Here is a 26,368-nt window from a genome sequence, read left to right as displayed (position 1 = left end):
ATGAACCTGGCATATCTCGGAGCAATCGAACAGGGCTTGCTGTTTGCGATCATGGCCCTGGGCGTGTATCTGACCTTTCGCATCTTGAATTTTCCTGACCTGACCGTGGACGGCAGCTTTGCGCTGGGCGGTGCGCTGGCAGCCAAGCTGATCATTGACGGCACGAATCCGTTTCTCGCCACCCTGGCGGCCTTTGTCGCCGGCGCAGCGGCGGGAGTGTTTACGGGACTTTTGCACACCAAGGGGAAAATCAATGGACTCTTGGCCGGGATTTTGACGATGATCGCGCTGTACTCGATCAACCTGCGCATCATGGAGAAAGCCAACCTGCCGCTTCTTCGCGAGGAAACGCTTTACACGTTTGTCAAAAACCTCGGTGTCCCCAATGTGACCGTGGGCGGGGAGGTGCTGTTGACCGGTGTGGCAATTGTATTTTTCATTGGTATTCTGCTGCTGAAAGCACTGATTGATTGGTTCCTGCACACCGACCTTGGCCTCGATCTGAGGGCGACGGGCGACAATCCGAAGATGATCCGCAGTTTCGGCATCAACACCGACACGACCACGATCATCGGCCTGGCCTTGTCCAACGCGCTGGTGGCCGTCTCCGGCTCCTTGGTCGCGCAGTACCAGGGCTTTGCCGACGTGGGCATGGGGATCGGGATGATTGTGATCGGTCTGGCCTCCGTTATTGTCGGGGAAGTGTTGTTTGGCAGCTCCTCCATTGTCCGGGCGACCATCGCCGTCATCGGCGGCTCGCTCGTCTACCGGCTGGTGATTGCCCTGGCGCTGGACAAAGGGCTCAACCCGTCCGACATGAAGCTGATTACCGCGCTGATCGTGATCATCGCCCTGACGGTGCCGACGTTTGCCAAAGGCGTGTGGAAAAGACAAGGGTTCCGTGCGGTGAAAGGGGGGAACGGCGATGCTTAGGATTTCCGGCGTACGCAAAGTATTCAACGAGGGAACTGTCAACGAGAAGGTGGCGTTACGGGAAATCAACCTGCACGTCGCCCCAGGCGATTTTGTCACCGTAATCGGCAGCAACGGGGCCGGGAAATCGACGCTGATGAACATTATTTCCGGCGGATTGATTCCCGACAAGGGCACCGTGACGATTGACGGCAAGGACGTCACCCGGCTGGGTGAGCACCAGCGTGCCACCTTTGTCGGCCGCGTGTTCCAAGACCCGATGGCGGGCACGGCACCCAACATGACCATCGAGGAAAACCTGGCCATCGCCTACGGCCGCGGCCGGCGGCGTACACTGTCGTTTGGCGTTACCAACCGCAAGCGGGAGCTGTTCCGCGAGCACTTGAAACAGCTCGACCAGGGGCTGGAGAACCGTTTGAAGACCAAGGTGGGCTTCCTCTCCGGCGGCCAGCGCCAGGCGCTCAGCCTGTTAATGGCGACGTTTACGGAGCCGAAAATCCTGCTGTTGGACGAACACACGGCGGCCCTGGACCCGAAACGCGCACAGCTGATCGTCGAGCTGACCCGCAAGATCGTGGAGCAGCACCAGCTGACGACGATCATGGTCACGCATAACATGGAACAGGCGCTGAACATGGGCAACCGTCTCTTGATGATGCACGAGGGCAGCATCATTCTGGACATTCCGGAGGAGAAAAAACGGAAGATGAAGCCGCAGGACCTGCTGCAGGCGTTTGAAGCGGCGCGTGGCGAATCGTTCAGCGAAGACCGCTACCTGCTGTCGTAACGCGCACCGTTTACATGCTTGAGCCTTCCCGAAGTGACGGGGAGGCTTTTTCCATTCGCTGCAGGTACAGGTACTGGGCCAGGGCCCCGATGAGCAGCAGCACGGCCGAAGCGCCGAACAGCCATGCGCCGCCGAAATGTATCAGGACCAGACTGCCCAGATAAGGCCCCGCTGCGCGGGAGATGTCCCAGTGCAGCCCCGTTATGGCAAAATAGCGGCCGCGCATGGAGGGCGGCGCGATCCGTGCCACCAGCGTCAGCAGGTGATTGAGACCGACGCTTTCGCCGAGAATGAGCACGAGCTGGATGGCGAGCAGTACAGCCGCGCTGTCGGACTGGGCGTAGGCTGCGGAGACCGCGGCAAAGCAGACGTATGAACCGGTGATGAGGATTCGCGGGGACACGCGCTGCGTCCATTTGACCAGCCAAAATTCCAGGAAGATGGATGCGGCCGCTTTTGTGGAGGCCAGCATGGCCAGCAGTTCCAGATAATCGGTGAATGTATTCTTCAGATGCAGCTGCAGATTGGTTTCCGTTTGCGCGTAGAACAGGCTGATCGGCATGGCCAACAGCATCAGGTGCAGCGCGGGACGGATTTTGTGCCGGGCGGCGGGAGCAGGCAAGTCCCCGGCGGCGGCCGGTGATGGTGTGCGTGCCGACGACGACACTTCTGGCGCAGACGCCGGTATCTTCCACCAGACGCACGCGGCGTAGAGGACCAGCGAAAACGCCGTCAATTGAAAGGCAAGGCTGGGGTCGCTTTGATAGATCAGCACGCCCACAAGCGGACCGGCCGCAGCGCCGATATAGCTGGCTGTATTCAACAGGGCGAACGCTTCCGACTGGAGCTTGTGAGGGACGGTATCAGCCAGGAGGGCGCGTGCCGCCGGGATGAAGAGGGAGCGGCCCGCACCGTTTATCATGTACAGGATGGCAAAGGCGGCAAGCGAGTGGGCAAACGCCATTCCCAGCATGGCCAGCGCCTGCAGGCCCAGAGCGACCAGCATGACGGATTTGCGTCCGTACCGGTCCGTCACACCCCCTGCGATTAGCGTCAGCGCGATTTCACTGGCGGGCTGCAGCCCGATCACCAGCATGGTCAGGGGAACGGAGCTGCCTGCCTGCTCGTTCAGATACAAGATCAGAAAAGGGGCAATCATGCTGAGAGAGAGCTGCGTCACCAGTTCGCCGAAGAGCCGGACCCAGACCGTGGTCGGATAGCGAGTGAAAAGTGATGTTCGTTTCATGTTTATCCTGGTATCCTTTCTGTATCGGGATTGGGATTGTACCCGATTGTACGCCGGGGGGAACGAAAGAAAAAGCGTACAAAACGACACGTCGTTTTTTCATGTTTTGAGGCGGTGTATGATTATGATCCTGTTTGAACATTATCATCGGCTGTTTGCCGGCTGCCCGCAGGCGGCGATCGACAAGCCCATCACCCTCTCTCTGGCCTGTGCGGCTTCCATCTTGTGCTGCACCCCGCGCAATGCGGCGGCTACGGTAAAAAAGTTAGCGCAGCGGGGGTGGATTGTCTGGCAGCCCGGTAAGGGCAGGGGACATCAGTCCGTGCTGACGTTTCGCATTCATCCCGCTGACGCCGCGCTCTCTGTCGCCAGGGAACTGGTCCGGCAGGGAGAGATTCGCGGAGCACGCGTGTTTGTAGCCCGGTATCGGGAGGAGTTAGGCGAGCTGGAGGAAAGTTTTCAGCGCTGGATGAGCAGTCAGTTTGGCCTGCATGTCAGCAGGAGTCCGGGAAGCAGACAGGACGTGCTGCGGCTGTCCCAGGGCAGGCCGCTGCCCATGCTGGACCCCTCCCGCGTGCTGCTGCGTTCGGAAGCCCATCTGACCAAACATGTATTTGATACGCTTGTTCACTTTGATCCACAGCAAGGTCGTTTTGAACCCCGGCTTGCCTTGTACTGGGAGGCGAATCCCCAGGGAACGGAGTGGACGTTTATCCTGCGAAAAGGGGTCTGGTTTCACCACGGCAGAATGCTGGAGGCGGAGGATGTGCGGTATGCCCTGCTTCGCCTGCGGGACAAGTCTCCCCTTCATCAATGGCTTGTCCGGTCGATCCGTGCGGTGGACGTGGTTGACGCGTACACACTGCGGATCAGGCTGCACCATCCGGACAGCCTGCTGCTGCACGCCTTGAGCAAGGAGTTTGCTTCCATCGTCCCGTTTGACTACACGGAGCAGATGGGCGAGCAATTTGGCTGCATGCCATCGGGAACCGGGCCGTTTCGCGTGGTCCGCAATGACGACTCGATGCTGGTGCTGGAGGCGTTTGAGCCGTATTTTGGCGGCCGTCCGTTTACGGATCGGATCGAAATCTGGTGCGTCCCGGACATGACGGGCGAAACGGAAGCCGGATGGCCCGAAATCGTATTCGCCAACGTCCCGGGAAGGGAAAAACAGGATGATTCGCGGTCGACCTGGACGGAGGTGTCCCGCAGCGAGCGCTGCTTTCAGTACCTCGGGTGCAACATGATCAAGCCTGGGCCGGTTACGTCTGCTGCCTTTCGGTCGATCCTTGACCGTATCCTGGATCGCCGGCTGCTGCTGGAGGAACTGGGAGGATTACGGGAGCCGGCGGTCATCTGGGGAGAACAGGAGAGGCGCAAGGTACGAAGTTTCCCGCAGACGAGTGACGCCGAGATTTTGCGGCGCTTGCAGGCGAGCGGCTACAGGGAAGAACCCCTCCGGCTCGTCAGCTATCCTGACCAGGATCACGTCGAGGATGCGGAGTGGATTCGGATGCGCTGCGCCCGTTATGGCATCGATGTTCGGATTGTGTACGTCGAGCCGGAAGAGATGGCCCGACCCGAGACATTCAGGCATGCCGATCTCGTGCTGGACAGCGCCAACATCGACGAGCGGGAAGAACTGTCGCTTTTGGAATTTTTGCACGATCAGGCATTCAGTCCGTGTCACCACCTGCCGCCGGAAGCCGTCAGGGAAGTGACCGCCCGATCAGCGGAGCTTGCGCGCACCTTCGATGAAAAAAGCGGCGCCGGCAAATGCAGGCGATCGTGTCCTGGCTGCTTCGGCAGCGGGTGTTTTTGCCGCTGTACCGGAATCGCATCGAACTGCTTGCCCACCCCCGATAGTCAGGCCTTTCACTCAATGCGCACGGTTGGCCAGATTTTTCCCGCATGTTTGTCCGAGCGTGACAGAAAATGTCACATTTTTGTCTGAAACCGCTTACCCCTTTCGTCGTATAATTAGGCAAATACTGCTTCTCACATTTGCAGTGAATATCGCGCATTGCAGTGAGTTTCGGGGGAGGAAAAACGATTGTACAGCAAAACCGAAAAGGACAAACAGATTTTGTTTGCGTCCATTCGCTTGATGATCTGCGTTGGCCATGCCGACGGATATATAGGCAATAAAGAATTGACCCGGATTCAGGAGATTGTCAATTCGGAGCATTTCACGCTGAAAGAGCGGCAGATTCTCATGGATGACATGGATTATCCCAAGCGGCCGGAGACAATCGTGGCTGACTTGATGGACCTGACGCGGGCGGAGAAGCTGATGCTGTTGCGCAAGCTGTACCGGATCGCGCTGATCGACCACAAGCTGTCGCAGGCGGAAACGAACGAGATTCGCCGCATCGCTCGCCTGCTGGGGATTCCCGAGGGAAAGATCGCCCAGGTGGAAGCGTGGATCGAAGAAGGCATCCGTTGGCGGGAGCGTTGGAAAAAGATCGTCGACGATTAGGTAGCAGGCGGCGCTCTGAAAGCGAACCGCGTGCAGCTGAAAAACGATGTGCGGACCTCACAGTGGATTGGGGTCCGTTTTTCATTTTTGGTACAATAAGGAGAAAAGCAGGCAGTGCCAATAAGCTCCCCTGCGGGCACTTTGATGTGGCTTGACGAGGAAGAATACTCGAGGTGGCGGCGCCACTACGAAGGAGGACACAACATGTTGCGGATATTGTTGACCAACGATGACGGAATTGAAGCGCAGGGCATCAGGCGGCTGGCGGAAGCGCTCCTCGATCTGAAGAATGCGGAGATTTACGTTGTGGCTCCGGCGGAAGAACGGAGCGGGGTAGGGCACGGCCTCACCTACCGCAGCGCGCTGGCTCCTGTCTCTCACCCCTTTTACGGTCTGCCGGTAAAGGCGTGGGCGATCAACGGCAACCCGGCCGACTGCGTCAAGGCGGCCTGCCATCTGCTGTTTGAAGACCGGCGTAGGCCGGACATCGTCTTTTCCGGCATCAATGTCGGTACCAACCTGGGCCGTGACATCTACTACTCGGGCACCTGCAGCGGGGCAAGGGAAGCGGTCATTCTCGGCGTTCCCGGCGTCGCTCTCTCCTACGACAACTGGTACGCCCAGGACGACTTCGGCCAGGTGGGCGAGCTGATTCGTCCGCTGCTGCACATGTTCTGCGAGCAGGCGGCCGAGAAGAAGCTGCCCGCCGACGTTTTCTTCAACATCAACATCCCCCATCTGCCTCCCGAACAGGTAAAAGGAATCGCGCCGGCAGCGCTCGCCCTGCACCACTACGAAGACAAGTTCGATCGGCAGGACGAGGGATACTGGCTGACACGGGAGTACCCGGATGGCCAGCAGCAGTCCGATGCAGACGACTACTATCTGGTCAAAAACGGCTATATAACGGTCACGCCGGTACATATCGACGCCACGGACCGCTCGCTGTTGGCCGACATGGCCGAGTGGCCGTTGCTGAAGCAGCGGGGTCAGGGCACATCATGACAAGACAGCCGTTTCGTCCGGAAGTCGTGCCCGATCCGTCGCTGAGGTCGCCGACAGCAGCCACGCAGGGGGAAGTGCTGGATGCGACCAACTTTGCCGATTTGTACCGCCTGGCGGGCGAAGAAGGACTGCCCTACTTTGCCCGTCTCAACGCGGCAGGCGACGTGGAGCTGTACCTCGTGTTTGAGAGCGTCGACGCGTTCAGCGAAGCGACCCGGGACGCCGTCTCGGTGGAGTTCAAGACCTACCGCGACAAGCTGCTCGCAGTGATCTGGACTCTCCATGATCCGATCCAGCCGCTCGGCTTCCCGCTCGCGTTTGACATCAAGCGGCCGGAGGAGCATCACATGGCCCTGCGCATGCTGGAACAGGAACAAACACTGCTGCATTACCTCTCCTACGAAGCAGGCCTGCTCACCCATATCTACACGGAAGCAATCACCTTTTCGCCGCAGGAGGCATCGCGGGCGAAAGCGATGATTCGCTCCCTGTACGAAGGGGGACGGAAGACGTGCCCAGCGAAGCGGCCGTGCAGGAAGAAGTGGTGCAGACCATTTCTGCACTGGAACTGCCCGATCAGGTGCTGGAAGAGACGGGCGTCGCCTATCTGATCGACTACGCCCGCCTGCGCCAGAAGCACGGAGACGAAGGGGCCCAGCACCTGTTGATGAGTGCTGTCCAGCAAGCGGTCTGGGTCATGCGCCGCCACGCCCGCAGCGAGGTGCGCGAGACCGCCTTTACGGTGTGGGCTGCCGAGCAGGGAGAGATGCTCCGGCTGATCGTCACGCCTTCCTTGTCGCACGTGTTTGAGGTGGTGCACATGTCCGCCGACGAGGCCAACCCGTTTGCCCGGTTTCTCTTGGCGCTGCCGGAGTTTGTCCGTACCGAGGAGGCGGTTCCCCTTGAGTGGGGCGCCTATCCGCTGATTCGCATGGAAAACGGCCGGCTGTTTCACCTGGAACTGGACGAAGCCGTGCAGGAAAAGTTGCAGCACTTGTTCGCATCCCGCTGGCCTGCCGCTTCCAATCCGTACGAGCTGAGATAGGGAAAGCGAAACGCCCGTCCGTCACGGCCGTCAGTGAAGAGGCCTGTCCGATCGTTCAACACGCTTGTAAAGTGGTATGTTTGTCGTTTCGGGAAAATATGGGTAAAGTAGTCAGGTTTCCACAAAGGAAACGACAAGCGGCGCTGCGAAGTTAGAGGGACAGATATTCTGCCGGGAAGGGTGAGTAGGATGTACTCTGTTCAACCTTGCGTGTTTGAGGCGGTTTCGGAGTGCGCCCGCCGTTTTCAGGAGGAGGTCGCACAATTGGCCGAACGGTTTGCACTGCGCGTCGACGGCGGCTTCCCCGCGCTGGAGCTGCAGGTCCATCCGCATTTTCAGGCGATCCTGGAGTACACCTTGTGGGGAGATGCCGGCGTGGTCGTGATCCGCGGCAAGGTCGGAACGCAGACCGAGTCGCGGCCATGCAAGCCGATCGCAGTGACGATGAAATTTTCGCTGTCGCACGACCCGGAACTGGACATCGAAGCCAAGAAGCAGCGGATTGAAGAAATCCTTGCCGGTGAAACGGAATTGTCCTGGATTGTCCCGCCGGCTGGACACGTCGGCCATCTGGAGTTGACGCTTCGCTTTGAAAGCAAGCCGGGTTCCGGCTTGGTGGGCGACTACGCCCGCACGGTCCTGGGCATTGTGACCGGAAAGGTGATGGCGGCCTGATCAGTTCCGCTTGAGCTGCACCAATGGTCGAATTTTGCGGCCGGTCGTCGCCGCCCACACCGTTTTCCCCACCAGCGGGCAATAAAAGATCACGGCAAAAAACAAGCGGCTGATGAATAAACTGGTAGGGAGAACCATGGCTCACACCGATGTGCCCAAAAGGGGAGCCTGCCAGAAAGCGGTGGAAAACGGATGGGTGAGTTTACGACGGGGATTTTGTATCCGCGCAAATACGAACCGAAAGTGCTGACTGATCTGCCCAAATCGCGTCAGCCTTACTTCCACAGAAACGTCAATCACCAATGGAACGCCTTTTTCCTGCAGGACGAATGGCTGGAAACGCATCAAACCGTGCAGTTTCTCCTGCAGTTGTCCCGCCATTGCGTGCCGCTGCTCTGGTTTCACGACTCCGAAGAAAATGGATGGGGCTTTCGGCTGTTTGACGGCGGGTACGAGGTATCCTCGGCCACGATCAGCTATTCGCTGGACGTGGAGCTGGCGGAAGCGGAGTTTGGCCGATTGTATCCGCATGTGGATGTGGAGGAAGCCATCAGCGAAAACGACGACCTGCGGCAAAAGTACGAGGAGATCCTGGATCGCGTGGTGCGGTCCGACCAGTATCGACGGGAAGTGGGCAAAGGCATTACCCGGGTGCGTCCCCAGTGTTTCAGCAGGTTTGTCGGACCCAAGCAGGTGCAGCAGATTCGTTCGCTGTTTGACCTGCAGCTCCTGACCGAAGTGGACGAGGAGACCGGCTCCTCCATGCTGTACGACTCCGTCGATCTGTTCAAGGAAATTCTCGGGATCGAGGAGATGGTCTGGGTCAATTACTCGTATCTGGCCAGCGGCGGCCGGGAGTAGCGGAAAAGAGGGCCGATCGCTATTCGATCCGGGAACGAATCAACGTGTCCGTGGCAAGACGGCATCGTCTGTCCCAAAGCATTATGCATGCAAGCTAAACAACGCCCCTGTACGCTTTTTTCGTACCAGGGGCGTTGTTTGGTTTCAAGCCTTTTTCCACTGGGCAAAAATTTCGTCCGCGTCCAACAGCATGATCAGCTTGTCCTGCACGCGGGCAATGCCGCTTAAGTATTTGCCGTCGACTCCGGCTACGATCGGGGGAGCCGGTTCGATCACCTGCCGGGACAGGTAGATGACTTCCGACACGGCATCCACGACGATCCCCACATTCAGCCCTTCCAGCTGCAGGTCGATAAACCGGCTCTCTTCCGTCAGCGGCAGCGGCTCCAGACCGAACATCGTGCGCAGGTTGATGATTGGCAGAATCCGTCCCCTCAGATCAATCACGCCTTCCACGTACGGCGGCGACTTGGGGAAGCGGGTTACCGGCAGCGGCTTGATGATCTCCCGCACCAGCGAGATCGGCAGGCTGTAGGTTTCGTCCCCCATTTGAAACAAAATGGATTGGACGGAATCGCCTTCCGCTTTCCAGTCTGTACCGTCCACATGTTGCAACGTTTCCATCTCCCATGTCCCTCCTGCAACGCAATCCCATTCTTTCATTCTTTACCCGTATTGTACCATGGACAAACGCTGAGAGTGGGAATATTTACCCGGTTTTCTCAGAGCGGGATTACGCCGAGCGACACGAGGACGACCAGTCCCAGGCTGACGCCAAAGCTGATAAAGACGTTGCGGCTGACCGCCATCACGGCCAAGCAGAGCGCGCTGGCGATCAGAAACAGCGGTTGCACCGCCAGTTGCCCCTCGGCCACGAACAGCGAGGGAAAGATGAGCGAGGCAAAGATGCCAAGCGGAATAAAGCTGAGGCCGTTCTTCAGCCGGGCGGAAAAGTGGCGGCTGGGCAAGCGGAGAAACGCCCGACGCGACAGGTAGGTGGCCACCGCCATCACGAGAAAAAGCAGGAGCGGATGGGTGCTCACGTCGACTCCACCTCCTTGACGTTCGGCGATTGAGCGGTTTCGGTCGGTTCAGCCGCGGGCAGGAAATAGCCGATGGCAAAGGCGAGCAGGCCCGCGACCAGAACGGGCAGCCCGTTGGGGAGCACGAACGTCATCCCGACGGCCGCCGCCCCGCAGAGCACAAATGTCAGGATGCGAACAACGGACAAGAGCTGGTAGTACGCGAGCGCCACAAACATCGCGGTAAAGCTGAAACCGAGGCCCAGAGCGGCCGGGTCTGGTATCCACTGGCCGGCCACTGTTCCCAGCCAGGTGCCCAGGCACCAGGCAATGTACAGCGAAAGGCCGACCCCGAGAATGTACGACGTGTCGCTCGGATAGCGGCGAAAACGGTTAAGGGTAATGGCGTACTGCTCGTCGGTCAGCAGAAAAGCGAGCGCATTCACCTGGGCGGGCGAAAAGCGCTGATAGTAGGGAGACAGCGACAGGCCCATCAAAAAGTGGCGTGCATTTAACAGACAAGTCGTCAAGATGATTGCCCAAAAGCCAGCGTGTTCGGCGATCATGGAGCTGGCCGCAAACTGCGCTGCCCCTGAATAGACGAATAGTGACATCGCCATGCTTTCCCAGGCGGCCAGGCCGGACTGACCGGAGAGCATGCCGAAGATGGCACCAAACAAGACGTAGCTGGCCGTAATCGGCAGGGCGTCCAGCACACCCTGCTTCCACGCTGCGGGTTCACTCGTGTTCATGTCATCAACTCCTTTTGTTCGTGCAGCAGACGGGCGATGATGGCCATCCCCCTGTCGATCTGTTCCGGCCGTTCGTGCGTAAAGCAAAGGCGGATATACGGCTGTTCTGCCTCCCGCAACAAAAACATATCGCCGCAGGCAATCAGAACCCCCTGTTCCCGGCAGAGCGTCATCAGCCGGCGGGGGTTGATCTCTTCAGGCAGGGACAGCCAGAAATAAAACCCGCCGGCCGGCCGTTCCCAGCGGATGCCGAGAGGCCGCAGCCGTTCCAGATGGCGTTCCATGATCGCCGCCTGCTCGGCGTATTGGCGGCGTGCGTCCGTCAGGTGCGGGAGCAGCGCGCCGTCGCGGAGAAAGGCGGCCACTGCCAGCTGTCCCAGCGTATTGGTGGTGATCGACAATTCCTTCAGCCGGGTCAGCAAGCGCACAAATGGACGGCTGGCCGCCACCCAGCCGATGCGCAGGCCGGGGAACAGCAGTTTGGAAAACGTGTTCAGGTAGATGACGCTGCCGGTCTCATCCAGCGCCTTCAACGGCGGCGGCGGTTCCTCCGCGAGATGCAGGTGCCGGTAGGCGTCGTCCTCGACGATGGGAATGCCGTATCGTTCGCTCAGCGCCAGGAGCCGCTTGCGGCGTTCAAGCGACAGCGTCCGGCCGGTCGGATTGTGATACGTCGGCACCGTGTAGAGAAAGCGCGGCCGGCAGCGGGCCAGTACGCCTTCCAGGACGTCGATGCGCATGCCGTCCGCATCCAGCGGCACCGGCACGATCTGCAGGCCAAGCGACTGGAAGAGCTGCAGCGAGCCGAAATAGGTGGGCATTTCCGTAACGATGCAGTCACCGGGCCGGGCCAGCAGGGTGGTGATCAGGTACAAGCCTTCCTGGGAGCCGCTGGTAATCGTCACCTGCTCCGGAGATGAGATCTGCTCCATCCCCATCCACTCCACCAACAGTTCCCTGAGCTGGGGCAGCCCCTGCACCGAGGTAAAGTAATACGAAGGCAGCTCTTCTGCCGTCGCCTTCACGTAGTCGGAAAAGCGGGAGGAAGCCAAGGTGTGCTTGCCCCCGTCACCGTGGGCAAAGTTGATGGGATTCGGACAGCGGTCGGTTACCTCCAGCAGCTCCGCCATGTGCGACGGGGAGGAGGTCAGCGATTCGTAACCGTGCTGGCTGTTCCAGTCAATCCGCCTGATGCGCGGAGCGGGCGGGAGGACTTCCACGTACCGGCCGCTGCCCATCCGGCTGGCGATGAATCCTTCCGCTTCCAGTTCGGCATAGGCCCGAACCACCGTATTGCGGCTCACCCCCAACTGCGCGGCCAGTTTCCGCTCCGGTGGCAAAGGGGAGCCAATTGCCAATTCGCCGCTTAATATTTGATAGCGCAGCTGATTGTACACACGTGTGTAAATCGGTTTTCGCCCCATGATGCCGCCCCTTTTCAGTCTGTGCTTTGCTCTCCACTATACCGGCTCCCGTAATAAAATAAAAGAGCCAATTTTCCGGCAATAAAAAGCCAAACAGACGGACTGGACCATAGGGGCCAATCCGTCCGTAAAAAAGGGGGGAGCCGGTTACGGCTCCCGCAGCTCGTCCAACGAGATCCCTTGTTCCAGGGCAAATTCAAAGTCGTCTACATCGTAAAACTGAACGGGTACGACATATTCCAAAATCCGATCCTGGTAATCCGTCTGGTCGGTGATCAGCGGTATCTCAAAACGCATCGATGTGAGCAGCAGTTGGGTCTCCACCGGATCAAACAGTTCTCCCCACATGGCGTTGTCGTCTACCTTGACCACGTTGAGCGTCACGCCGTTTGGAAACGAAAACGGCACGATGGACCAGGGAGCGATCAGGCCCTTTTCCATGCGCTTGCGGTTGAACGGATCGGAGAAGAACTGAATCATTTCCTTCATGATCTTGCGTACGTGCTGATCGTCGGCCGGGATCGGCATGATCGGTTCCGGGCTATGATAAAACTCGTCCAATTCGTAGATTGTCGACGCGGGTATGTAATACTCTACAGGTTGCGACGGTGCCATTAATTCCCCGTAGATGGCCAGCATGATCGCTTCAATAACGAATTGTTTCGGCATTTCGACAACCCTCCTCGTAACCATCATACTGAAATCGGAAGTTGACAACAACCCTGGGGAGAGGGCCGAGCACACCTGCTGGACAGTAAAGGGGGAGGCATGGCAGAGAAAAAATTGACGGCCTGCTGCTCGCAATAGCGCAGCAGGGCGGCAACAGCATCGAAACATAAGGAAGCAGCCGCATTCCAGATGAAACACAAGGCAACAAAAAAGCTGAGACAAGGGTCTCAGCATCTGACTGAAAACAAACTATTTATCTGGTAAGTGTTCACAAGGAAACGATCTTCCATCGTTTCCAGGCCGAAAGGCCTGCACATTCATTAACCAAAGCTGAAGACAAATTACTTGTCATGGAGTGATGGGCCAAGCGAGCTCCTTTGACGACCGGCTCAGCGGAAAAACGCTAGACGCGGGGAAAAACAGGGGGCACAAGTCTCACTTCGTCGAAACCCCCAGATGTTTGCCCCCTGCCCGCGTCGCGTTTTGGAGCGGACATCATCCACTTCTTTGCTGGTCGTCAAGAGAGCGAGCGGGCCCGAGCACCCATGTGCCACGAACTTTGTCTGCATGCTGACCTGAGACCCTTGTGTCTCAGCTTGTTGGCTTTCCCGGAAACGCAGAGGACGGCAGGCTTGTCCAGTCTGGAGATTCGCTCTGTCTGCCTTTGCCGTCATGCCGAATACGACACAGTACGGCAGGGCATGCAGCTAGTTCTTGGCTGCGGCGCTCCGGTCGGAACGCGTAAACCAGCGGAACGGATTGAGCGACCAGCGCGCTTGATGACGCTCCAACCGCTCTTTTCGCCGGGTCAGGCGCTGCTGCATGAGATCCATTTCAAATGTGACGCGGCGCATCTCCAGCCGCAGCGACTCTTGCATCTCCTCGATGTCGGCGATTTTTTGCAAAATGGTGGACTGCAGTTGGTTCAATGACGACAGTTGGGCCAGCTCATGCTGAAACTGAACGATCATCTCCTGCACGGTCAGCTCCATCTCGCGAAGGCCGGCTGCTTTTGGCCCGGTCACCACAACGGATTGTTCCTGAGCGGCGGCCGTTTCCTCCTCGGCCAGCATGTCCGCCGGAATGCGTCCTTCTTCAATCAACTGACGCTGTATGTCACGCAGGGAGTAGTTGCCTTCGTCCTTGCGTTGTTTGACTTCTTTCAGCAAGGAAAACCCTGTTTCACTGATCAGGTAGTGACCCTGAGGATTTTTTTGCCGCTCCTGCGGCGGCACGAACATCTCCAACCAGTTTCGCAACGTCCGGACGTGAACATCCAACCGATCCGCCACTTCCTTGGAAGCCATCCACACTTGTACATCCATCCCGAATCACTCCTTATCCCATCAGGAATTCCCGTGGCCCCATTATAGCACCAATTTTTCCGGGTAAAAGGGAATCGACAAAGGTTCTAAAAACAAGTGGCGTTTCGGCTAATTCGGACAGGTTGGCGATTTTTGTCATGTGTTCGCCGGGCATGGCAGCAAGGACGGGGCCATGCAGCACAGCTCTTCGTTTTGCCCCGGGAATCTCTAGCGGGTACTGCCGCAGGTAAAGGCATAACGACCGGGACACGCGCGTAGAATGGAAGGGACACACGTCCGACACCCCGGATGAAAGGGGACGTGCCATGCAACCGGATCTGATCGTGATACTTACGGTGGCAGCGGCCGCAAGCAGCATCGGCGGGCTTCTCCTGTGCCTGCGCGCCTGGTCGGAAGAGACGCTGTACGCCATGGTCAGCGTCGGCGGCGGTCTGCTGTTGGCGCTTACCCTGCTGGATTTGCTTCCCCATACAATGGAAGGGGGAAGCGAGCGGGCCATGCCGTTGGTGATGTTCGGGTTTGCGTTATTGTTCGCGCTGGAGCTGATCGGAGGAGCGGAGCGGAAAGCCGGCTCCTCCCGCCTGATCGGCCTGTTCAGCGGATTTCTGCTGCATGCGTACGTGGAGGGCGTCTCGCTGATCGCCAGCTATCACCTGGACCATCGCATCGGGTTTTCCGTCCTGCTGGCCATGGTGCTGCACAAGGTGCCGGACGGCGTGATCTTTGCTTCACTGGTGCTGGCGGCGACGCGCTCGCAGTGGAAAGCGTTCTGGGGGACGGCCGCACTGGGGGCCTCCACACTGGCGGGGGCATTCAGCGTAGGGGCGGTGGAACAAATTTTCCCGGACGGATGGTCTTCCGTGGTGATAGCCCTTACCACCGGCGTCTTCCTGTACGTCTCGGCCAGCCATCTGGTGCCGCTGATTCAGAACGGACGACGGGTATTGGGGGTGTACTTTTTTGCCGGGATGGTTGCGTACCTGTTCGTGACAGCCGTCTGGCTGCCGGGCGGGCATGTTCATGCATAAACAGCCGCCTCCCCAGCCAGCCTAAAAATGGTTGTGGGCCAAAAAAGCCTGGACGGAAGGGAGCGATCATCCATGGAGAACAGAGAAGACTTGACGCCGGCAGGCGAACCGGCGCAGCTGCAGGCGGAATTCCCGGCAAACGGAACGCCGCTCAATCCGGTGGAAGAATCCTGGGTCTTTTCCAACAGTGCAGCCGCTCCGGCGGACGATTTGGCAAAAGCGATGCAGCAGGGAGAATAACCGATGGAAGCGGTCCCGTTTCGCGTTTTTCCAGCAGACTCTCGTAACCGAGGACAAGATCGGTTATAATGTCAGGGGAAAAACGTTGAAAAGGGGCCGATACATAATGAATACATTGTTGCAAGGCAAGAACTTCGTTATCATGGGCGTGGCCAACCACCGCAGTATTGCCTGGGGAATTGCCCAGTCCCTGCACAAGGCCGGGGCCAACCTGATCTTTACCTATCAGGGGGAGCGGCTGCGGGAAAACGTGGCGCAGCTGGCCCAAAGCCTCGGCGGCGAGCCGATTTTGATTAACTGCGACGTGACCAAGGATGAAGAAGTGGAAGCTGCGTTCGCCCAAATCAAGGAAAAAGTGGGCGTCATCCACGGACTGGCTCACTGCATCGCATTTGCCAAGACGGAAGAGCTGGAAGGCGAGTTTGTCAACACGTCCCGCGACGGCTACGCGCTGGCGCAGGACATCAGCGCCTACTCGCTGGTGGCGGTGACGCGTGCCGCTCGTCCGCTGATGACCGAAGGCGGAAGCATCGTCACCCTGACCTATCTGGGCGGCGAGCGCGTCGTTGCCAACTACAACGTCATGGGCGTTGCCAAAGCGGCGCTGGATGCCTGCGTCCGCTATCTGGCGAGCGACCTCGGCAAAGACAACATCCGCGTCAACGCCATTTCCGCCGGACCGATCCGCACCCTGGCGGCAAAAGGCGTGCGCAACTTCAACAGCATGCTGAAGGAAATCGAGGAAAAAGCACCGCTCCGCCGCACCGTGGACCAATCCGAGGTGGGCGACACGGCGCTCTTCCTGTTCAGCCATCTCTCCCGCGGTATCACGGGCGAAATCATCCACGTCGATGCCGGCTACAACATCATCGCACGATAAAAACGCAAACCCCTGCTCCGGCATGTACGGCCGGGCGCAGGGGTTTTTTCGTTTTCAGCCAACAACGCTGCAGCTAAAACGGCGTTGCAAATACCGCTCCCGCGCGCATAAAAGGCTCCCGTTTTCCGCACGCTAGTACCAAACGTACGGAAGGGAGCCGTTTGCCGTGTTTCCAATCATTGCATCGATGGAAGAATGGTTGATCTACATGGGCGGGGGAGTGGACCGGCTATCCGCCCATTTCGGCGATGAAGCGGGAGGGCCTGGTTTTCCGGCCGAACCGTTCGCGGGGGATGCCGACCGCGACCGAATGGCGGGCACGCGTGATCGCCACGTATAGGAGCCGCCGCTCTTCCTCCAGCGCGGACGATTCTCCCTTGCGCACGGCGTCCAGCGCGTACTCGTGAGGGAGAGCGCCTTCCACCAGATCGGGCAGGAACACGTGGTCAAATTCCAGTCCTTTGGCCCGATGAATGCTGAGCACGTGAACACCTTCCTTTGGGAGTGGCCGCGCATGGCGCCACTCCTTTTCCTGTTCTGCCATGCGTTCCACAAGGTGCAAAAACTCGGCGACGGTAGCGTGCCGCCTGGCTGCGGCCAAGAGCTGCTGCAGTTCGTCGCTCCAGCGCTCCCTGCCGTCGTCCCGGTCTTTGGCCCGCTTTTTCAGATAATCCCGCAGCCGGCCGTCCTCGTAGATCAGCTCCAGCGCCTGGGCGGGCGGGCATTCCCGGCAGGCGGCGAGGATGTCGGTCACGGTTTGCAAGTGTTTGCGCTGGTAGACTTTCCACTGCGGCAGGCGAGGCAGCACGTGCAGGATCGGCAGATCTTCCAGTATGGCCTGGCTGCGCACCGCGTTCCACATCTCCTGGGAGATGTAGAGGGTGGGGAGAATCTCCCTCAGCGCTTCTGCATCGTCCGGGTCCTGCGCCAGCCGCAAATAGCCCAGCGTCCAGCGTACAGCCTGCCGCTGGTAAAAGGAGTCCTCCTCCTGCGTGTAGTGAAACGGAATGCCCGCTTCGCTCAGCCGCTCCAGGATCGGTCGGGCCGACTCGCTGGTGCGGTAGAGGATGGCGCATTCGCCGGGAGGGGTCCCCTGCTCGATCCGGTGGCTGATTTCGTCGACGATCCGGGAGGCCTGTTCTTCCTCGTCGTCCGGCTCAAACAGATAGGTTTCCCCTTCCTCGCTGTGAAACGACAGGCAGTCTTTTTTCCAGCGCGCCCGGTTATGGCCGATCAATGAGTAGCCCAGCCCGACGATGGCGGAGCGGGAGCGGTAGTTCACTTCCAGCGTAATCGTTTGGGCCTGGGGATAATCGCGGGTAAAACCAAGTATGTACTGCGGATCGCTGCCGCGAAATCCGTAGATCGACTGATCGTCGTCCCCGATGACGCACAGATTGTTTTGCGGCGCTGCGAGCAGCTTGACGGTTTCGTACTGGATGCGGTTGATGTCTTGAAACTCGTCGATCATCACATGCGTGATCCGCTCCTGATAGCGGCGCAGGGTCTCCGCATCGTCCCGCAGCATTTCGTAACAGCCGATCAACATGTCGTCAAAGTCAAACCAGCCGAGCGTCCGCTTCGCCTGTTCGTACAGCGGGTACAGCTCGTGTGCCTGCCGCTCCGCGTCGTTTGCCGCTTCCTGCGGGACGGACTGGCCGGGCAGCAGGTATTCGTTTTTCCAGCGGCTAATCACGCCAAACGCGTCCAGCACGTCCTGTTCCTTTTGCCCCAGGAGTTCGGGATGGCTGGCGAGCAGGCCGCTTTCCCTGAGCAGCCGCCACTTTTGCCAATCTTTTTTCAGCAGGCGGCGCTGATCCCAGCGTTCCGGCTGGTGGTACAGCAGCATGCGGTAAAAGATGCCGTGAAACGTGCCGGCGATCAGTTCCCGCGCCTGCTCGCGGGGAAGCTGGCGGGCCAGCCGCTGCCGGATCTCATCCGCCGCCTTGGTGGTAAACGTGACCACCATGATCTGCCGGGGAGGGACGCCTTTGTCCCGGATCAGGTGGGCGGTCCGGGCTGTCATCACGCGCGTCTTGCCGCTGCCCGCCCCTGCCAGGATGAGAAGGGGGCCATCCGTGGTCGTGACAGCCTGCTGCTGGCGGGGATGAAGCGGTTCGTTCTGCTGTTCCGCCAGGTGTTGGATGCGCGTTTTCGGCATCAGCCGTTTGCGAAACAGCGGCGGTTTTGGCGCGGGCGTCACGCTGCTGCCGCCGATCGTCCGCTGTTTGGGCAGGCGAAAGGAGCCGACCCGCACCGATTCGCCGTCTTCTTCTTCCACCGTGGCGGCGTTCGCCTGACGCGGGTTGGCATCACGCGGAGCGGGATCGGCCGCAGCTGCGACAGCGGCCGCCAGCTCGGGACTGGCAGCCAGCCGCTCGTGCACCGCCTCGTCACTTCCTTTGCAGGCACAATCGCTGTCCGCGGGATGGAGAAAGCGGGGTTCCGCACTGATTCCCGCCATCAGGCGGAGATGCGAACCGCAGACGGGGCAGCGCACTTTTCCCTGGCGAGCGGCCAGCCGCCAGGCGGGGATGCGAGGGTATGTCTCGGGTGTTAGCAGGATGACCTGGTCGTCTAGCTGCGCGATTTTCATGGCGACACCTCGTACGGAATGCGGCGTGTGATACGGCAGACTTACCGCGCTGACACGCCTGTGAATGGTAACATCGGATGATGGGGACGGGGGCTGTCGGTCTTGTACCGCCGGCAGCCGGAAAGAAGAAGTGCCCCCTGCGGGCAGGGGACACTTCAGCGTGTAGACAAAGTCCGTGGCGCATGGATGATCGGGCCCGCTCGCTCGCTTGACGCCCAGCAAAGAAGCGGATGAAGTCCGCTCCAAAACGCGACGCGGGCAGGGGGCAAACATCTGGGTGTTTCGCTGAAGTGAGACTTGTGCCCCCTGTTTATCCCCGCGTCTTCGTTTTTCCGCTGAGCCGGTCGTCAAAGGAGCTCGCTTGGCCCATCACTCCATGCGATGTACTTTATCTCCACCTTCGGTTGATGAATGGGCGGGCCTTTCGGCTTGACACCGATGGAAAGATCGTTCCTACAGTTTGTCTTCAGTCTTTGTCTATACGTCACGACTGTGCGGGTAAAAGAACGGTCTCGTCGCTCTCTGTCGGTGGTGCGTTTTCGCCCACGTAGGTGATGCTCACCCGCGTGATGCGGTGGTTTTCCAGCTCGGTGATGGTGAAGAGGTAGTCCTGCAAGCGGACCGACTTGCCTTCCGCCACATCTTCGTTCAACTGGCTGTAGAGCCAGCCGGCAATCGTGTCTACCTCGTCGGAGTGCATCTCCACGGGGATTATGTCATTCAGCTCAGAGAGCAGCATCTTCCCGGAGACGGACCATTCGTTGTTGTTGGAACTTTCAATATCGGGACGTTCGTTTTCGTCAAATTCGTCCTGAATGTCGCCCACAATCTCTTCCAGAATGTCTTCCATGGTAATCAGTCCGGCGGTGCCGCCGTACTCGTCGATGACGATTGCCATCTGCGAACGGCGTTTCTGCATCAGCCGCAGCACGTGGCTGATTTCCATGGACTCCGGCACGGTTAAAAGCGGGCGGAGAAAATCCTTCAGCTCCGCTTTCCCATAGGTGAGAGCCGACAGGTAAAAATCAGAGGTGTGGACAAACCCAATCAGTCGGTCCTTGTCCTCGTGGGCCACCGGAAACCGGGAGTGTCTTGACTGGCGCATGATTTCCAGGTTCTCCTCAAACGTGTTGTCATCGTAGAGGCAGACCATGTCAATCCGCGGGATCATGATTTCCCGGGCCAGACGCTCGGAAAACGCAAAGACGTTGTCCACCAGTGCCAATTCGGTCTGGTCGATGTGGCCGCTTTTATGGCTCTGGTTGACGAGCAGGCGAATCTCTTCTTCCGTATGGGCGGAGTCGTGTTCCGCCGCGGGCTCGATGCCCAGCCGCCGGATGAAGAAGTTGGCCGTGCCGTTCAGCAGCCAGATCAGCGGATAGCTGAGCTTGTAAAAGAACATCAGCGGCGCTGCTGTCCAGAGGGAGGTAGTTTCCGCTCTCTGGATCGCCAGCGACTTGGGAGCAAGCTCCCCGAAAATAATGTGCAGGAAGGTAATGAACCCAAAGGCGATCGCCAGCGATATGGGCGTTGCCAGGGATTGTGGCAGGTTTAAAGAAACCAAAACGGGTTCGACAAAATGGGCGACGGCCGGTTCACCTACCCACCCCAGTCCCAGCGATGCCAGCGTAATGCCAAGCTGACACGCGGACAGATAGGCGTCCAACTGGCGGGTCACCTTTTGCGCGTAGGCGGCGCGCTTGTTTCCCTCGCTTGCCAGTTGGGCCAGACGGGTTTGGCGCACTTTCACCAGCGAGAATTCTGCTGCGACAAAAAAGGCATTCAAAAAAACCAGAAAGCCGACGAGCAGCAGATTCAACACAATCTCCCCTATCGGACCTATCGGACTCTCCAATAATGTCTCCCCTCTCGCATCCGCTAGCGCTTTTGCGACAGCAGGAGAATTCACCTCCACTTGTTATTGTCAGATGATGTTTGTACGAACGCCCTACGGCCAACATTCGCACCTATCCTGTTACTGGATAGTATACCAGCAGAAAAAGCGAAGAGTCAAAACCATCCGATTTGTGCCGGCACATCAGCACAATTGCCATACATACCCGCACCCGCTCTGACATAGAGTTAAGCGAAACCCTGTCCGGGGAGGAGAAGCGTGTGTACTGGCTGCAAAAAAGCGTGGCAATCCTGGCGGGCAGCGTGCTGGTCGCCGTGGGCGTCAACCTGTTTCTCGTTCCGCACCAGCTGATGGATGGGGGCATGATCGGCCTGGGGCTGTTGGCCACGTACTACCTGCACGTGCCCCCGGGACTGGTGATGATTCTGGTCAGCCTGCCCGTTTACGCACTCGTCTTCGCCTTCGACCGCAGCCTGTTTGCCCACAGCTTTCACGGTATGCTGATCTCTTCTTTTTTCATTGATGTCTTTTCGCCGCTGCGGTCCTGGAACGTCTGGTCGACGCCAGCCTCGGCCGTCTGGGGCGGCGCGCTGATCGGCTCCGGCATCGGACTGATGCTGGCGTACAAGACCAACACGGGAGGCACCGACCTGTTGGCCCAGTTTGTGGCGAGGCGGTACGGACTGCCAGTGGCGCTCCTGATTCTCGGCATCGACGGACTGATCGTCGCCGGTTCGCTGCCGGCGATCGGATGGGAACGCACCGTCTTTTCCCTGATCACGATTGTCGCCGTCGCGTCCTGCACCCATGTCTTCAGCGGCATTCGCCGCAGGCCGGCGCCGTACGTCGTAATCGGGCCGATCGGCAGGGATGGGGGAGGCGCGTGGAGAAAATAAGCAAAAAGCCAGACAAGAAAAGAGGGAACGCCTGTGGCCTCACATATGCCTGAAATGATTACCGATCGGATCGGCTACTTTCCCGGCAGCGTCAACATCGGCCTCGTTCTGGGAAAAAGCGGCGCCATCCTGATCGATTCCGGATTGGACACGCAGACCGCGAAGAAAATCAAAAAAGGGCTGGAGGCACTGCCCCAGCCGCTGTCTGCCATCGTTCAGACCCATGCCCATGCCGATCATTTCGGCGGCAATGCCTACCTGCTCACCTGCTGGCCGGAGGCGGTCGTATACGCTCCGCCGCTGGAGGAGGCGATCATCCGCTACCCGCTGTTGGAACCGATCTACCTCGGGATGGGGGCCCAACCGCTGGCGGAGTTGTGCAACAAGTTTTTGCTGGCGGAAGCCTCCCGGGTGGACCGCCTCCTGCCGGTGGATGGCGGGCTGGACATCGACGGCGTCCGCTTTGAGGTCATCGCCTTGCCGGGACACAGTTGGCAGCAGGTGGGCCTGGTGTGCGATGGCATCTGCTTTGCCGCCGACAGCTTTTTCGGCGAGGAGACACTGAAAAAGCACAAGCTGCCGTTTCTCGTCGATGCGCATGAGACCCTGCGCAGTCTGGTGAAGCTGCTGGAATCCGGCTATCGCGGCTACCTGCCGGGGCACGGTCCTACACCACCGCCCCGGAAGCGATCCTGACGAAAAACATCCACTGGCACCGCGGCTGTACGACGTGATTGAAGAGCTGCTGGCGGAGGAGAGAACGCTGGAACAAACACTGGCCTTGCTGTGTGAACGCTTGCAGATATCCATCGAAAACGCCACGAGCTACGTGCTGTACCGGACCGCGCTGATGGGCTACCTGATTGGACTGATGAAGGAAGAGCGCGTGGGCTATCGCTTCGCCGCCAATCAATGGCTGTGGAGCCGAAAAGTGAGCGATCAGCGCTGAGCAGCGGGATGGGACAAGTAGTCCGCGATTTTCGGCCAGCTTGTGCTCGGCGGCTTCGCGGATCTCTTTCGGAATCACGAACTGGTCATCGTCTGTCGTGTGCATGTAAAACTTCGCTTCCAGATAAGGGTGGCCCAATTTGACCGTCAATTCTCCCTTGCCGGTGGTAGTGCTGGTGTAGTTGGTCGGAATGCGGAGAAAATACGAAGTGCTGGTGGCTGAGTCGTAGATGAACGACATCGTAGGTAGGGGGGCTGTCTCCGCCGGAACGGTGAAATCCTTGCTGCCGGAGCATTTTGTCGACATAAGACAGCGGCCGAACAACACCGGTCAGGTTTTTGCTTTTTAACCGCATGGACATCCTCCTTGGCTACACTCAAAATTGTGTGTTGCCTAATCATATGTGGAGGAGCGGCGATTCAGACTTACAAACAGGAGAAACCAGAAGGAGTGGAACATCACGTGAAACAAGCCGATCTGCATACCCATACACGCGCATGCATAGCGGGAGCCCGCGAGCGCCGGCCGGACTCACTCGACACCGTCGCTTTTCAACAAGGGGTGGGGGAAAGGGACATCCACGTGCTCGGCTATTTCATCCCGTACGACGACGAGGCGTTTCAGGAAAAGCTGCGCGGGCTGCGCGAGACCCGGCAGCGCAACAAGCTGATGATCGCCCGTCTGCGCGAGTTGGGCATCCCGATCACCCTGGAGAGCGTCTACCGGCGAAAGAAGGGGGAGGACAAAAACATCGGCCGGCCCCCATCGCCGAAGAGCTGGTGGAACTGGCGTGGTCGGCTCCTCGACGAAGCATTTGCCAAGTACCTGGGCCGCGAGGGAGCCGCCTACGTGAACCCTCGCGCATCACACCCCAGGAGGCAATCACGCTGATCAAGGAAGCCGGCGGTGCCGCCGTGCTCGCCCATCCCGGCCTGTACGACGACGATGACCTGGTGCAGGAACTGATCGCCTTTGGCCTGGACGGCATCGAAGTATGGCACCCGGACAACGACGCGGCCGAACGGGAGCGGTATCGCACTTGGGCTGAGCAACACGGCCTGGTCATGACCGGCGGCTCCGACTTCCACGGCTGGCGCGGCGAAGAGCCGTTTCACGCCATGCTGGGTACGCACACCGCACCGGTCTCCGCAGTGGAACGGCTGCGGGAGATTGCGGCGATGCGGAAGCGATAACACTGCACAATGAAACCCCGCGTCCGATGAGGACTGCGGGGTTGTTTTTTACACTTATATTTTTTTACCATGGCAACAATGCCGGCTTCGTCAAACACGTCACCGTGCGCCTGGTAGCCGAGCTTTTCGTAAAAGCGTGGGCGTGGGTCTGGGCGTTCAGTTTGAGGCTGTGGTAGCCGAGACGGCGGGCGGCTTGCTCTACGGCCAGCATCAGTTCCCGGCCCAGGCCGGTGCCCCGCTCGCTTTTCACCACGGCAACCCGCTCCACTTTGCCCACACCGGGAGCATACGGCCGCAAACGGCTTGCTCCCACGGGCGTCTCCCCCGCGTAGGCGACGAAGTGAACGGTCCCTGTGTCCGGCCGGTCATGCTCGTCAATCTCCAGCTCTTCCGGCACCTGCTGCTCCTCGACAAACACGGCCCGCCGCACCGACAGGGCATCGTTCATCTGCTTGTCAGACTGGACGGTCTCGATTTGGTACACCTGGTTCATCGTCACGCTTCCTTTCGCTCTGCGCCGAAGTTCTCTTTTCACAAGCCGTGAAGGGGTTGCGCTCAAACGCCCGCTTGCTATCCCGCCCGCGAGAATAATCGCCTCACGGTTATTTTTTCAAGTGGAACGTTTGGTATACGCTCCAGGTGCCGTCCTCCAGGACGAATCAAGTGGAAGCTGTCAATCTCGAGGTCAGGTCGATCTTGTGCATACTCAGCTGGCTGGTCACGTCGCGCAGCTCGTCGTTGGACAGATCGCGCCCGATGGTCAGATGAGGCACGTAGGCGTATGTTTCCGGAGTATTGACACATTTCTTCACAATCTTTTCGTGCAGGGCCACAAACGGCTCCTTGTTTTGCACGGCAATGTAGATCACGTTGCTGGTCGGGTGAAACGTCGAGATGCGGTGGAAATGAGCGGTAAAGCTATCTGTCGACTGGGCAACCTGTTCGAGGTGGCTCACGAGATTAGGCAGGCGGTCTTCTTCCAGCTCAAACGCCTCTTTCAGTCGGATGTACGGCGGGATCAAATCAAAGGTCGGGTCGTAACGTTTCCGGTATGAGTTGGCGATCTCTTGCACCTGGCTGGATGGGAATACGACGATACTGTATTTCATATGGAACCCCTCCTTCTTCACGTTTTTGAACATGCCATCATATCCACTTATTTTAACAGAAAATTCGCCATTTGTGTAATGTTATGCGTCAACCCGTATATTCCTTCGACGATGGGACAGACTGTTAACAGCAAGGAGGTGTCCCAATAATCATGAAAACAGCCATGATGATTACCTTTATGTTCCTCGTTTTGTTTTTGTTGGCACTGCTCACCTTTACAATCATTACCGTCATCCGCAAAGCGGAATTCGAAGAGGCGCTCGTCTCGCCAGGAAAGGAAGACGGCACGCAAAAAGAACGGCCACGGTAAGTTTACCCAAACAGCGCGCGCAGCATGCGCGGCAGGTTGGCCTGCCAATATCCCCACGTGTGGTCACCCGCAAAGGTCTCATAAGCCAGGGTGACCCCTTTTGTTTGCAGGATGTCGCGCAGTCGTTCGTTGGCCGCGAGCAGGTTGAGCGTCCCGCGCGACGTTTCCACCGCCGTTTCTTCCGTTCCCACTTCCAGGTAGACGTGCAGGGAAGCGGGCAGCTCCGCTTCGGCGACACGCCGGTTCAGCGCCTCGTCCATCGCGGCAGACTGGCAGGCCACCTGGCCAAACGTGTGCGGATACGCCAACGCCGTAACAGTGACACGACGCCGCCCAACGACTCGCCCAGCAGCGTTCGCGCCTGCCCCAGCGGTGAGTGGAGTAGTGACGGTCCACATACCCAACGGCCTCGACAGCCAAAAAGCGCCGGTAGGCCAGATGCTCATCACCGTCCGGATGGTAACGCGCGTACCGCCGGGACTTGTCCACCGGCAGGAACACAGCAATAAGGTCAGGGATTTCTTTTTCCCGGTGGAGCTGTTCCAGAAGCGTCGCCAGCCGGCCCAGCGACAGGTAATCCTCGCCGTCCTGCACGTACAGCACGGGATAGGAGTAGAGCGGGGAGTACCGCTCAGGGTATAGATGAGGAGATGTTCCGTTGTTCCCAGGAAGTTGCTCGTCAGTGTGATTTCATTCAGCGGCACAGGGATGTCCTCCTTTCGTGGCTGCGTTCATTATACCGAAAGCCAAGGGGACAGGGAAATCGTTTTCAAATAAGGGAGGGCGACCCGCCGGCCATGTTTTCCCAACTCCTCCATCGGAAAAAAACCTTTCCAGCCGAAAGATTGTCGCAATTCTGCCAGCGTATGATACTACTATGATAAAAAGTGACTTCACTCAATCGTGGAAGGGGTTGTCTCAATGAAGAAGCACGTACACAGCAGCGAAGTCAGAAATGCCGCCCTGACACGCCTGGCAGAGCGCGGCGTCACGGTAGAGGATATTGCCGAATCGTCTATCTGATGCAGTCCGCCGTACCATCCCGACCTGACCATGGAACCCTGCATCGAGAGCGTAAAAGCCGTTTT

The 26,368-nt window shown here is 58.8% G+C and carries 26 protein-coding genes and 4 pseudogenes; 17 read left to right on the top strand and 13 right to left on the bottom strand.

Annotated features, from left to right (window positions below):
- Both IRT44_RS00155 and IRT44_RS00150 read left to right on the top strand, forming a co-directional pair.
- Positions 1-933, top strand: a complete 933-nt coding sequence (locus IRT44_RS00155; RefSeq protein WP_230077242.1) for an ABC transporter permease — start codon at positions 1-3, stop codon at positions 931-933.
- A complete protein-coding gene (locus tag IRT44_RS00150; RefSeq protein ID WP_171567050.1) occupies positions 926-1,720 on the top strand; it encodes an ABC transporter ATP-binding protein in 795 nt (264 codons plus the stop codon). Before IRT44_RS00155 ends, IRT44_RS00150 begins: the two co-directional genes overlap by 8 nt.
- A gap of 10 nt (positions 1,721-1,730) precedes the next feature.
- On the opposite strand, the gene IRT44_RS00145 is transcribed toward IRT44_RS00150, so the two are convergent.
- Positions 1,731-2,966, bottom strand: a complete 1,236-nt coding sequence (locus tag IRT44_RS00145; RefSeq protein ID WP_230077241.1) for an MDR family MFS transporter — start codon at positions 2,964-2,966, stop codon at positions 1,731-1,733.
- A 124-nt stretch (positions 2,967-3,090) separates the two neighbouring features.
- On the opposite strand from IRT44_RS00145, the gene IRT44_RS00140 reads away from it, so the two are divergent.
- The 7 genes from IRT44_RS00140 to IRT44_RS00110 all read left to right on the top strand — a co-directional run bounded on the left by IRT44_RS00140 (position 3,091) and on the right by IRT44_RS00110 (position 9,031).
- On the top strand, positions 3,091-4,920 hold the full coding sequence (locus IRT44_RS00140) for an ABC transporter substrate-binding protein (protein WP_230077240.1): 1,830 nt from the start codon (positions 3,091-3,093) through the stop codon (positions 4,918-4,920).
- A gap of 99 nt (positions 4,921-5,019) precedes the next feature.
- Positions 5,020-5,445, top strand: a complete 426-nt coding sequence (locus tag IRT44_RS00135) for a tellurite resistance TerB family protein (protein WP_171567045.1) — start codon at positions 5,020-5,022, stop codon at positions 5,443-5,445.
- Between the two features lie 204 nt (positions 5,446-5,649).
- Positions 5,650-6,450: a 5'/3'-nucleotidase SurE gene (surE, locus tag IRT44_RS00130; protein ID WP_171567043.1), complete on the top strand. Its 801-nt coding sequence runs from the start codon at positions 5,650-5,652 to the stop codon at positions 6,448-6,450.
- Positions 6,447-7,061, top strand: coding sequence for a hypothetical protein (locus IRT44_RS00125; protein ID WP_230077239.1), 615 nt, complete (start codon positions 6,447-6,449; stop codon positions 7,059-7,061). The genes surE and IRT44_RS00125 overlap by 4 nt, the downstream gene beginning before the upstream one ends.
- Complete coding sequence (locus IRT44_RS00120) at positions 6,962-7,495, top strand: hypothetical protein (protein WP_230077238.1); 534 nt, start codon at positions 6,962-6,964, stop codon at positions 7,493-7,495. The genes IRT44_RS00125 and IRT44_RS00120 overlap by 100 nt, the downstream gene beginning before the upstream one ends.
- Positions 7,496-7,759: 264 nt before the next feature.
- The gene (locus tag IRT44_RS00115) at positions 7,760-8,170 is read left to right on the top strand and encodes a hypothetical protein (RefSeq protein ID WP_230077237.1); all 411 of its coding nucleotides are present in this window, start codon (positions 7,760-7,762) and stop codon (positions 8,168-8,170) included.
- A gap of 192 nt (positions 8,171-8,362) precedes the next feature.
- A complete protein-coding gene (locus IRT44_RS00110) occupies positions 8,363-9,031 on the top strand; it encodes a hypothetical protein (RefSeq protein ID WP_171567039.1) in 669 nt (222 codons plus the stop codon).
- A gap of 144 nt (positions 9,032-9,175) precedes the next feature.
- On the opposite strand, the gene IRT44_RS00105 is transcribed toward IRT44_RS00110, so the two are convergent.
- The 6 genes from IRT44_RS00105 to IRT44_RS00080 form a co-directional block, all read right to left on the bottom strand.
- Positions 9,176-9,655, bottom strand: a complete 480-nt coding sequence (locus IRT44_RS00105; RefSeq protein ID WP_171567037.1) for a chemotaxis protein CheW — start codon at positions 9,653-9,655, stop codon at positions 9,176-9,178.
- Between the two features lie 98 nt (positions 9,656-9,753).
- The gene (locus IRT44_RS00100) at positions 9,754-10,074 is read right to left on the bottom strand and encodes an AzlD domain-containing protein (RefSeq protein ID WP_171567036.1); all 321 of its coding nucleotides are present in this window, start codon (positions 10,072-10,074) and stop codon (positions 9,754-9,756) included.
- Entirely contained in the window at positions 10,071-10,805 is a 735-nt protein-coding gene (locus tag IRT44_RS00095; RefSeq protein ID WP_171567034.1) for an AzlC family ABC transporter permease, read from the bottom strand. Before IRT44_RS00095 ends, IRT44_RS00100 begins: the two co-directional genes overlap by 4 nt.
- The gene (locus IRT44_RS00090; RefSeq protein WP_230077236.1) at positions 10,802-12,229 is read right to left on the bottom strand and encodes a MocR-like pyridoxine biosynthesis transcription factor PdxR; all 1,428 of its coding nucleotides are present in this window, start codon (positions 12,227-12,229) and stop codon (positions 10,802-10,804) included. Before IRT44_RS00090 ends, IRT44_RS00095 begins: the two co-directional genes overlap by 4 nt.
- A 147-nt stretch (positions 12,230-12,376) precedes the next feature.
- Positions 12,377-12,898 (bottom strand): ADP-heptose synthase, encoded by a 522-nt coding sequence (locus IRT44_RS00085; RefSeq protein WP_171567030.1) that lies wholly within the window; start codon positions 12,896-12,898, stop codon positions 12,377-12,379.
- Positions 12,899-13,605: 707 nt separating this feature from the next.
- A complete protein-coding gene (locus IRT44_RS00080; RefSeq protein WP_171567028.1) occupies positions 13,606-14,223 on the bottom strand; it encodes a MerR family transcriptional regulator in 618 nt (205 codons plus the stop codon).
- 305 nt (positions 14,224-14,528) lie between these two features.
- Between IRT44_RS00080 and IRT44_RS00075 the strand changes: the two genes are divergently transcribed.
- The 3 genes from IRT44_RS00075 (at position 14,529) to fabI (ending at position 16,371) form a co-directional block, all read left to right on the top strand.
- Positions 14,529-15,251, top strand: coding sequence for a ZIP family metal transporter (locus IRT44_RS00075; protein WP_171567026.1), 723 nt, complete (start codon positions 14,529-14,531; stop codon positions 15,249-15,251).
- Positions 15,252-15,323: 72 nt separating this feature from the next.
- Positions 15,324-15,491, top strand: coding sequence for a hypothetical protein (locus tag IRT44_RS00070; protein WP_171567024.1), 168 nt, complete (start codon positions 15,324-15,326; stop codon positions 15,489-15,491).
- Positions 15,492-15,597: 106 nt separating this feature from the next.
- Positions 15,598-16,371 (top strand): enoyl-ACP reductase FabI, encoded by a 774-nt coding sequence (gene fabI, locus IRT44_RS00065; protein WP_230077235.1) that lies wholly within the window; start codon positions 15,598-15,600, stop codon positions 16,369-16,371.
- A 229-nt stretch (positions 16,372-16,600) separates the two neighbouring features.
- Here the strand turns inward: fabI and IRT44_RS00060 are convergent, their stop codons facing one another.
- Entirely contained in the window at positions 16,601-18,967 is a 2,367-nt protein-coding gene (locus tag IRT44_RS00060; RefSeq protein ID WP_230077234.1) for an ATP-dependent helicase, read from the bottom strand.
- Positions 18,968-19,451: 484 nt separating this feature from the next.
- The gene (locus IRT44_RS00055) at positions 19,452-20,792 is read right to left on the bottom strand and encodes a hemolysin family protein (RefSeq protein WP_409978436.1); all 1,341 of its coding nucleotides are present in this window, start codon (positions 20,790-20,792) and stop codon (positions 19,452-19,454) included.
- 290 nt (positions 20,793-21,082) lie between these two features.
- Between IRT44_RS00055 and IRT44_RS00050 the strand changes: the two genes are divergently transcribed.
- The 4 genes and pseudogenes from IRT44_RS00050 to IRT44_RS00030 all read left to right on the top strand — a co-directional run bounded on the left by IRT44_RS00050 (position 21,083) and on the right by IRT44_RS00030 (position 23,860).
- Complete coding sequence (locus tag IRT44_RS00050) at positions 21,083-21,718, top strand: YitT family protein (protein ID WP_230077224.1); 636 nt, start codon at positions 21,083-21,085, stop codon at positions 21,716-21,718.
- A gap of 54 nt (positions 21,719-21,772) precedes the next feature.
- Positions 21,773-22,667, top strand: a pseudogene (locus IRT44_RS00045) (MBL fold metallo-hydrolase).
- A gap of 450 nt (positions 22,668-23,117) precedes the next feature.
- Positions 23,118-23,558 (top strand): hypothetical protein, encoded by a 441-nt coding sequence (locus IRT44_RS00035; protein WP_230077231.1) that lies wholly within the window; start codon positions 23,118-23,120, stop codon positions 23,556-23,558.
- A 23-nt stretch (positions 23,559-23,581) separates the two neighbouring features.
- On the top strand, positions 23,582-23,860 hold the full coding sequence (locus IRT44_RS00030) for a PHP domain-containing protein (RefSeq protein WP_230077230.1): 279 nt from the start codon (positions 23,582-23,584) through the stop codon (positions 23,858-23,860).
- Between the two features lie 53 nt (positions 23,861-23,913).
- Here IRT44_RS00030 and IRT44_RS00025 read toward each other — a convergent pair.
- A pseudogene (locus IRT44_RS00025) lies at positions 23,914-24,353 on the bottom strand (GNAT family N-acetyltransferase); the annotation flags it as partial.
- Between the two features lie 109 nt (positions 24,354-24,462).
- Positions 24,463-24,969 (bottom strand): annotated as a pseudogene (locus tag IRT44_RS00020) (2'-5' RNA ligase family protein).
- Between the two features lie 152 nt (positions 24,970-25,121).
- On the opposite strand from IRT44_RS00020, the gene IRT44_RS00015 reads away from it, so the two are divergent.
- Positions 25,122-25,280 (top strand): hypothetical protein, encoded by a 159-nt coding sequence (locus IRT44_RS00015; RefSeq protein WP_171564494.1) that lies wholly within the window; start codon positions 25,122-25,124, stop codon positions 25,278-25,280.
- A gap of 2 nt (positions 25,281-25,282) precedes the next feature.
- Here the strand turns inward: IRT44_RS00015 and IRT44_RS00010 are convergent, their stop codons facing one another.
- Positions 25,283-25,678, bottom strand: coding sequence for an alpha/beta hydrolase-fold protein (locus IRT44_RS00010; RefSeq protein WP_230077228.1), 396 nt, complete (start codon positions 25,676-25,678; stop codon positions 25,283-25,285).
- Positions 25,679-25,700: 22 nt separating this feature from the next.
- A pseudogene (locus IRT44_RS19300) lies at positions 25,701-25,874 on the bottom strand (esterase family protein); the annotation flags it as partial.
- Between the last annotated feature and the right edge of the window lie 494 nt (positions 25,875-26,368).

Origin of the sequence: Brevibacillus sedimenti (assembly GCF_020923495.1) — a bacterium.
GTDB lineage: Bacteria > Bacillota > Bacilli > Brevibacillales > Brevibacillaceae > Brevibacillus > Brevibacillus aydinogluensis.
The sequence above is the reverse complement of the archived record's forward strand: the minus strand, read 5'-3'. Positions and strand labels throughout refer to the sequence as shown.

Excerpts from the sequence above, each read along its gene's own strand:
- IRT44_RS00085 (WP_171567030.1), bottom strand. The coding sequence starts at position 12,898 with ATGCCGAAACAATTCGTTATTGAAGCGATCATGCTGGCCATCTACGGG.
- IRT44_RS00015 (WP_171564494.1), top strand. The coding sequence starts at position 25,122 with ATGAAAACAGCCATGATGATTACCTTTATGTTCCTCGTTTTGTTTTTG.
- IRT44_RS00080 (WP_171567028.1), bottom strand. The coding sequence starts at position 14,223 with ATGGATGTACAAGTGTGGATGGCTTCCAAGGAAGTGGCGGATCGGTTG.
- IRT44_RS00145 (WP_230077241.1), bottom strand. The coding sequence starts at position 2,966 with ATGAAACGAACATCACTTTTCACTCGCTATCCGACCACGGTCTGGGTC.
- fabI (WP_230077235.1), top strand. The coding sequence starts at position 15,598 with ATGAATACATTGTTGCAAGGCAAGAACTTCGTTATCATGGGCGTGGCC.
- IRT44_RS00110 (WP_171567039.1), top strand. The coding sequence starts at position 8,363 with ATGGGTGAGTTTACGACGGGGATTTTGTATCCGCGCAAATACGAACCG.
- IRT44_RS00140 (WP_230077240.1), top strand. The coding sequence starts at position 3,091 with ATGATCCTGTTTGAACATTATCATCGGCTGTTTGCCGGCTGCCCGCAG.
- IRT44_RS00070 (WP_171567024.1), top strand. The coding sequence starts at position 15,324 with ATGGAGAACAGAGAAGACTTGACGCCGGCAGGCGAACCGGCGCAGCTG.
- IRT44_RS00125 (WP_230077239.1), top strand. The coding sequence starts at position 6,447 with ATGACAAGACAGCCGTTTCGTCCGGAAGTCGTGCCCGATCCGTCGCTG.
- IRT44_RS00060 (WP_230077234.1), bottom strand. The coding sequence starts at position 18,967 with ATGAAAATCGCGCAGCTAGACGACCAGGTCATCCTGCTAACACCCGAG.
- IRT44_RS00105 (WP_171567037.1), bottom strand. The coding sequence starts at position 9,655 with ATGGAAACGTTGCAACATGTGGACGGTACAGACTGGAAAGCGGAAGGC.
- IRT44_RS00150 (WP_171567050.1), top strand. The coding sequence starts at position 926 with ATGCTTAGGATTTCCGGCGTACGCAAAGTATTCAACGAGGGAACTGTC.
- IRT44_RS00155 (WP_230077242.1), top strand. The coding sequence starts at position 1 with ATGAACCTGGCATATCTCGGAGCAATCGAACAGGGCTTGCTGTTTGCG.
- IRT44_RS00095 (WP_171567034.1), bottom strand. The coding sequence starts at position 10,805 with ATGAACACGAGTGAACCCGCAGCGTGGAAGCAGGGTGTGCTGGACGCC.
- surE (WP_171567043.1), top strand. The coding sequence starts at position 5,650 with ATGTTGCGGATATTGTTGACCAACGATGACGGAATTGAAGCGCAGGGC.
- IRT44_RS00075 (WP_171567026.1), top strand. The coding sequence starts at position 14,529 with ATGCAACCGGATCTGATCGTGATACTTACGGTGGCAGCGGCCGCAAGC.
- IRT44_RS00010 (WP_230077228.1), bottom strand. The coding sequence starts at position 25,678 with ATGTGGACCGTCACTACTCCACTCACCGCTGGGGCAGGCGCGAACGCT.
- IRT44_RS00090 (WP_230077236.1), bottom strand. The coding sequence starts at position 12,229 with ATGGGGCGAAAACCGATTTACACACGTGTGTACAATCAGCTGCGCTAT.